This window comes from Herbaspirillum sp. LeCh32-8, from assembly GCF_017814915.1.
Lineage (GTDB): Bacteria > Pseudomonadota > Gammaproteobacteria > Burkholderiales > Burkholderiaceae_D > Herbaspirillum.
In genome coordinates this window covers 181,463-188,341 of sequence record NZ_JAGIPZ010000004.1, presented here as the reverse complement: position 1 = coordinate 188,341, position 6,879 = coordinate 181,463, and the positions used below count along the sequence as shown (strand labels likewise).

6 protein-coding genes and 1 pseudogene are annotated in these 6,879 nt (G+C 65.2%); 2 read left to right on the top strand and 5 right to left on the bottom strand.

All coding sequences use genetic code 11. The features are described 5' to 3' along the window. Positions 1-412: pseudogene (locus tag J8I26_RS10160) on the top strand (histone H1-like repetitive region-containing protein); the annotation flags it as partial. A 274-nt stretch (positions 413-686) separates the two neighbouring features. Further along, on the top strand, positions 687-1,226 hold the full coding sequence (locus J8I26_RS10155; RefSeq protein ID WP_209606740.1) for a YggT family protein: 540 nt from the start codon (positions 687-689) through the stop codon (positions 1,224-1,226). A 113-nt stretch (positions 1,227-1,339) separates the two neighbouring features. Here J8I26_RS10155 and J8I26_RS10150 read toward each other — a convergent pair whose 3' ends face one another. From J8I26_RS10150 to accC, 5 genes are all read right to left on the bottom strand, one after another. Next, complete coding sequence (locus J8I26_RS10150) at positions 1,340-1,921, bottom strand: peroxiredoxin (protein ID WP_209606738.1); 582 nt, start codon at positions 1,919-1,921, stop codon at positions 1,340-1,342. Positions 1,922-1,993: 72 nt separating this feature from the next. Beyond that, the gene (locus J8I26_RS10145; RefSeq protein ID WP_209606736.1) at positions 1,994-2,929 is read right to left on the bottom strand and encodes a carbohydrate kinase family protein; all 936 of its coding nucleotides are present in this window, start codon (positions 2,927-2,929) and stop codon (positions 1,994-1,996) included. Positions 2,930-3,036: 107 nt separating this feature from the next. Beyond that, positions 3,037-4,371: a DUF3426 domain-containing protein gene (locus tag J8I26_RS10140; RefSeq protein WP_209606734.1), complete on the bottom strand. Its 1,335-nt coding sequence runs from the start codon at positions 4,369-4,371 to the stop codon at positions 3,037-3,039. A gap of 5 nt (positions 4,372-4,376) precedes the next feature. Further along, positions 4,377-5,300 carry a 50S ribosomal protein L11 methyltransferase gene (prmA, locus tag J8I26_RS10135; protein WP_209606732.1) on the bottom strand — a complete coding sequence of 308 codons (924 nt, stop codon included), beginning with the start codon at positions 5,298-5,300 and terminating at the stop codon, positions 4,377-4,379. 16 nt (positions 5,301-5,316) lie between these two features. Beyond that, the gene (gene accC, locus J8I26_RS10130; protein ID WP_209606730.1) at positions 5,317-6,693 is read right to left on the bottom strand and encodes an acetyl-CoA carboxylase biotin carboxylase subunit; all 1,377 of its coding nucleotides are present in this window, start codon (positions 6,691-6,693) and stop codon (positions 5,317-5,319) included. Between the last annotated feature and the right edge of the window lie 186 nt (positions 6,694-6,879).

Below are 6,879 nucleotides of genomic sequence, written 5' to 3'. Positions count from 1 at the left end.
GAAGCCGGTTGCAGCCAAGAAGGCAGTCGCCGCCAAGAAGCCGGTTGCAGCCAAGAAGGCAGTCGCTGCTAAGAAGCCGGTCGCCAAGAAGGCAGTCGCCGCTAAGAAGCCGGTTGCAGCCAAGAAGGCAGTCGCCGCCAAGAAGCCGGTTGCAGCCAAGAAGGCAGTCGCCGCTAAGAAGCCGGTCGCCGCCAAGAAGCCAGCAGTCGCCAAGAAGGCAGTTGCCGCTAAGCCGGCCGCCGCCAAGAAGGCTGCAGCTCCGAAGGCTGCAGCTGCCAAGAAGCCGGCTGCCAAGGCTGCCGCTCCGAAGAAGGCCGCAGCAGCCAAGCCGGCAGCTGCCGCTCCGGCCGTGAAGACTGTGCTGAACCCGGCAGCGGCTTGGCCGTTCCCGACCGGCGCTGGTCGTCCGTAATACTGGCTTGCCAGTCGCCTGGATGTTTCAGGCAAAATCCCGCTGTGTGGCCTCGTGCCATGCAGCGGTTTTTTTTCGCCCGGCGTTCGGTGAAATGCGCGCGCCGGTATTTACATCGCCGTGGGTCTGGCAAAGCGGCACAATGGCACAATATAGAGTCCGCGAGCGCGCTTTCGGCGGCGTGATGCTTGGCGTGCGCGCCAATGCGCTCTAGTATGTGCGCTGCACGTCGCGGTCGGTTTGGCCGCCAGCCTTGTCACTGATGGAGATCCCTGTGCTGCATAGTATTGTCATGTTGATCGTCGACGCCGTCGCCAGCATCCTGGCCGGTGTCATGCTGCTACGTTTCTGGATGCAGGTCGTGCGCGTGCGTCCGCCGCAATCGGTCGGGCAGTTCGTCTATCAGCTCTCGGACTGGCTGGTGAAGCCGCTGCGTCGCGTCATGCCGGGAGGTGCTTACGACTGGGCGAGTCTCCTGGGCGCTTTCCTGATCGTGCTGCTGTCCATCGTGGCGGCGGTCGGCATCGAGTCCGGTTTCGATTTCAAGACGATCCTGCTGCTGGCGCTGGTGCGCTTCTTCCAGTGGATCTTCTACGGCTTCATGGCGACGCTGATCATCGAAGCCATCTTCAGCTGGGTCAATCCGTACGCGCCGCTGGCGCCGTTCGTGCGCGCCTTGAATGAGCCGCTGCTGCGTCCCCTGCGCAAGGTGATTCCGCTGGTCGGCGGCGTTGACCTGTCGCCGCTGGCGGCGCTGATCCTGTTGCAGATCGCGGTGCGCGTGGTGACGACGCTGCTGCTGTCGGTGGCGTGATGTCGCTTTGATGTCGCGTCACTGGCGCCTGCCTGGCAGGCGCAAAGAAAAAGCCGGACATACGTCCGGCTTTTTTCATGGGGGGCGGGTTTCTCGCCGACGCTTGGCTGCGCTTACTGCTTCTTCTTCGCCGACCACTGCTCGAGCGCATGCATGGTGTTTTCCACATGCTTCTCCGGATTCATGTCGGTGTATTCATAGATGATCGTGCGGTCCGGCGCGATCACGTAAGAGGTGCGGCTGGCGCGCTCGGCGTTCTTGCCGAGCACGGCGTCGAAGGACTTCATGATCTTCTGGTCGCCGTCTGCCGCCACCGCGAACTTGCTGCGGCACTCGCTGACCGAGAACTTGTTGAGGGTCTCGATATTGTCGGCGGAGATCCCGATCACGGTCGCGCCCAACGCCTTGTAGCGATCGGTGGCTTCGGCGAACAGGTGGGCTTCGATGGTGCAGCCGGTGGTGAAGGCCGCCGGGAAGAAGTACAGCACCACCGGCCCCTTCTTCAGCGCCGCGTTAAGCGAGAAGGTGGAAACCTGGCCGCCCAGCGACGATGGCGCGGAAAACTCGGGGGCTTTCTCGCCGGGTTTGAGCACGGCGGCAGCCGGCAGCGCCAGCATTGCGGCAGCCAGCAGCAGCGAAGCGCCGACGCCGCGATGCAGGCGGCGCAGGACGGAGGCGGACGACGGGTTCTGCATGGCATATCTCCTTATGGTTGATCCTGCACTGGCAGCCCGGCGTCCGTCATTGGACGGCGCCGGCTGCGGGCCTTAAGCGAAACGGTAGCCGAAGGCCTTGTGGAAGCGTTCCTCGATCTCGGCCTTGGACGGCGCGTGGTTCTGCGGACCCTGCGAGGCAATCTTGATCGAGCCCAGCAGGCTGGCCAGGCGGCCGGTGGTTTCCCAGTCGTAGCCTTCGGTCAGGCCATGCAGCATGCCGGCGCGGAAGGCGTCGCCGCAGCCGGTCGGGTCTTCGATCTTGTCGGCCTGCACGCAGGGGATGTCGATCTTCTTGCCGCCGGTGTAGATTTCGGCGCCCAGTTCACCGCGGGTGACGATCAGCGCCGAGACGCGCTCGGCGATCTGCGCCGGCGTCAGGCCGGAGCGGGCGGTCAGCATCTCGGCTTCGTAGTCGTTGACGGCCACGTAGGTCGCCAGGTCGATGAAGTGCTTGAGATCGTCGCCGCCGAACATCGGCATGCCCTGGCCCGGGTCGAAGATCAGCGGGATCTTCAGTTCGGCCGCCTGTTCAGCGTGCTGCAGCATGCCATCGCGACCGTCCGGCGCAACGATGGCGAACTTCACGGCGCCGGCATCGGCCACCTTGTTCTCGTGCGACCAGGTCATCGCGCCCGGGTGGAAGGCGGTGATCTGGTTGCTGTCGGCGTCGGTGGTGATGAAGCATTGCGCGGTGAAGGAGGACTCGATCTGGCGCACGCACTTGGTGGAAATGCCCAGCTCGGCGAAGCGCTCCATGTAGGGCGCGCTATCCATGCCCACGGTCGCCATGATCATCGGCTCGCCGCCCAGCAGCTTCAGGTTGTAGGCGATGTTGCCGGCGCAGCCGCCGAACTCGCGGCGCATGGTCGGCACCAGGAAGGACACGTTGACCTTGTGCAACTGGTCGGCCAGCAGGGCTTCGGCGAAGCGGCCCTCGTATTGCATGATGTTGTCGTAGGCGAGAGAACCGCAGATCAGTGAGCTCATGGGAGTAGGGAGAAATTGGAAAAATGGCGATGAAAGCCGCATTGTAGAAGAAAGCGGCCCATCGTTGTGGTGCATCGTCGCGCCGGGCGCGCCCTGTCAGGCGCGGATCAGGGGTAGAACAGGTAGATGCGGTAGCCCGAGACCAGCGCGTCGTTGAGCTCGAAGGTCAGCTTGAGCTGCTGTTCGCTCTCGCCGGCGATGCCGGCGTCGATCATCTGCGATGCTTGCGGCGAGGGCAGATATTCGCGCGGGCGGAACACCCGGCGCACCACGGCCTTCTCGTCGTCATTGTTGAGCGTGAGCTCCACGTGCGGCCAGGCCTGGGCGCTCGTGCTGCGGTTGCGCAATACCAGCGAGAGGGCGTAGATGTTCTGGTTGGGCGGTACCACCTGCAGCTCGTTGGACTCCAGCGTCAGGCGCTCGATCTCGGCCGGCAGGCCGACACTGCAGTGGAAAGTGGCGCACATGCCGTTGAGCATGGGGCGCAGCGGCGGCGCGGCCACGGCCAGCTGGTTGCGCCAGTAATAAACGGATTGCAGCAGCAGCACCGGCACCATCACGCCGGCAGCCACCATCATCACCATCCTCATCATGTGGCCGATGCGCTCCTTGCGTTCGGCGCTCTTGACGAAGGCGGGCGCGTCTTCGTCCAGGGCGTCGTCGTCGGTGCTTTCATCCGTGTTTTCATCCTCGCCTTGGGCGTCGCGCTCGCGCCGGTCTTCATCCTCGTCAATACGGCGGGAGGCATCGTCGTCTTCGGTGTGTGTCGCAGCGGCATCCTTGTCCGCGCCCGGCTCGCCATGCATGGGGCCGTAGGCGCTGAACGGCTCGCTGTCGTCCAGGCGGGGCTCGCGCTCGTCGGCGGCGTCGGCCGAGATGTGTTCCTCATCGTCGGCTGACGAGCGGCGCAACAGGGCGGCGGTGGTGATTTCGTCATCGACTTCCGGCACATCCTGCGGGCTCAGGGCTTCGGCCGAAGGGGGCGGCTGTTCCGCTTCCTTCAGCGACACGTAGCCCGGGCTGGCCGGCGAACGGAATACCTTGGGTTCGGGGATGACGGGAATGGATGCAGCGGGCGTGACGGGCGTCACTGATGGCGCCGTCGCCGCTTCGGCCGGCGCCGTGGCGATGGTCGTGTTGACCTCGGGAATGGCGTCGGAAGGCGTCGCCTTGTTCAGGGCGGAGGTTTGTGCAGCGAGGGGAGCGGGGGGAACCAGGGCCGGCGTCGATGCCGTCGTGCCCGGCGTCACGCCGAAGCGCGCCTTGCTGCCCGGTGCGGGCTGGTAGTGGCCGTCGCTGATGCTGGCCTCGACCAGGAATTCCTGGCCGTTGAAGACTTGCCGGCAGCTACCGCAGCGGACCAGGCCGCCGCGCAGTTTGAGTTGGTCGCCGGCGACCCGGAAGATGGTGAAGCAATGCGGACATTGAGTCGCCAGCGCCATGCGGCTTACTCCGGCAGACGGCCTGCCAGGGCCACCCAGCCGTCATGCGAGGCCCACACCGTCAGCGGGATGTACGGGGCGTAGGCGGCGATCACCTCGTCGGCCTGGCGATCCAGCACGCCCGACAGCACCAACGAGCCGCCGGCGCGTACGCGTCCGGCCAGCATCGGCGCCATCAGTTGCAGCGGGCCGGCCAGGATGTTGGCAGCCACCACGTCGAAACGCTCGCCTTCCGGGTGCGCCTGGGCGAACGCTTCGGGCAGGTAGTACGTGGCTTCGCACTGGTTGCGGGTGGTGTTGTAGGCGGCCGCTTCCAGCGCCTGCGGGTCGATGTCCACGCCGATCACCTGGGGCACGCCGACCTTGGCCGCCACCAGCGCCAGGATGCCGGAGCCGCAGCCGTAATCCAGCAAGGTCTGCACCTTGGCCGGATCGGCGGCATTGGTTTCCAGCCATTCCATGCACAGGCGGGTGGTGGGGTGGCTGCCGGTGCCGAAGGCCAGGCCAGGATCGAGCTCCAGCACCAGCGCGTCGGCGTCGGCGGGGGCGTCGTGCCAGCTCGGCACGACCCAGATGCGGCGACCGATGTGGATGGGCTCGAACTGCGATTGCGTCAGGCGTACCCAGTCCTGCTCTTCCACCTCGCGGGTGGAGAAGGGCAGGGCGTAGTCCAGCCCGATCGCCTTGGCCGCATCGGTGACGATGGCGGCGTGGTCGGAATCCTTCCCGGCCAGCGCCACCACGCGGCTGCGGTCCCAGGCCGCCTGTTCCGGCTCCATGCCGGGTTCGCCGAACAGCGGACGTTCGGCATCGGTGCCTTCGTCCGCGTCCTCCACCGACACCGACAGGGCGCCAGCCTCCATCAGGGCGTCGGACAATGCCTCCGCCTGGTCTCGCGCTACTTCGATGACGATTTCTATCCAGCCCATCTGTCGCTACTTTCTCTTACTTCTTGGATTTGTCGAAGTCCGACGACGCCGGACGTTCCGCCAACTTATGTTCCAGATAATGGATATTGGTTCCGCCTTCGTAGAAGCGGGCGTCCACCATCAGCTCACGGTGCAGTGGGATGTTGGTCGAAATGCCCTCGACCACCATTTCCGACAGCGCGATCTGCATGCGGCGAATCGCCTGCTCGCGGGTGGCGCCGTAGGAGATCACCTTGCCGACCATCGAGTCGTAGTTGGGCGGCACGAAATAGCCCGAGTACGCGTGCGAGTCGACGCGAATGCCGGGGCCGCCGGGCACGTGCCAGGCGGTGATGCGGCCGGGCGACGGGATGAACTTGAACGGGTCTTCGGCGTTGATGCGGCACTCGATGGCGTGGCCCTTGAGCTCGATGTCGCGCTGGCGGTAACGCAGCTTTTCGCCGGCGGCGATGCGGATCTGCTCCTGCACGATGTCCACGCCGGTGATCATCTCGGTCACCGGGTGTTCCACCTGCACGCGGGTGTTCATCTCGATGAAGTAGAACTCTTCATTTTCGTACAGGAACTCGAAGGTGCCGGCGCCGCGGTAGTTCATCTTGCGGCAGGCTTCGGCGCAGCGTTCGCCGATCTTCTCGACGATCTTGCGCGGGATGCCCGGCGCAGGCGCTTCTTCGATCACCTTCTGGTGGCGGCGCTGCATGGAGCAGTCGCGCTCGCCCAGCCAGATGGCTTGCTTGTGCTCGTCGGCCAGGATCTGGATTTCCACGTGACGCGGATTCTCCAGGAACTTCTCCATATAGACTTCCGGGTTGCCGAAGGCCGCGCCCGCTTCCGTCTTGGTCATGGTCACGGCGTTGATCAGCGCAGCTTCGGTGTGCACCACGCGCATGCCGCGTCCGCCGCCGCCGCCGGCCGCCTTGATGATGACCGGATAGCCGATCTTGCGGGCGATCTGGACGATTTCCTTCGGATTGTCCGGCAGGGCGCCGTCCGAACCCGGCACGCAGGGCACGCCGGCGCGGATCATCGCCTGCTTGGCCGACACCTTGTCGCCCATCATGCGGATGTTTTCAGGACGCGGGCCGATGAAGACGAAGCCGGACTTTTCCACGCGCTCGGCAAAGTCGGCGTTCTCCGACAGGAAGCCGTAGCCCGGGTGGATCGCCTGGGCGTCGGTCACCTCGGCGGCGCTGATGATGGCCGGCATGTTCAGGTAGGACTGCGCCGACGGTGCGGGGCCGATGCAGACCGACTCGTCGGCCAGCTTCACGTATTTGGCTTCGCGGTCGGCCTCGGAGTGCACGACCACGGTCTTGATGCCCAATTCGCGGCAGGCGCGCTGGATACGCAGGGCAATTTCGCCACGGTTGGCGATCAGGATTTTTTCAAACATAACAGGAATGAGGCGTCGCTAAGATCAAGCGTTATAGGTTCCGGATGCCGGGCCGCGCCGCGCACGGCCGGCAGGTACACCGGCGGCGCAGCGGGCGCGGCCCGCATCGACAGTACAGCATTTCCACTTCGATTGCCGCCCGCAGGCGGCGTCATCCGGCCAAGGCCGGGAAAGCTTCTTTCGCGA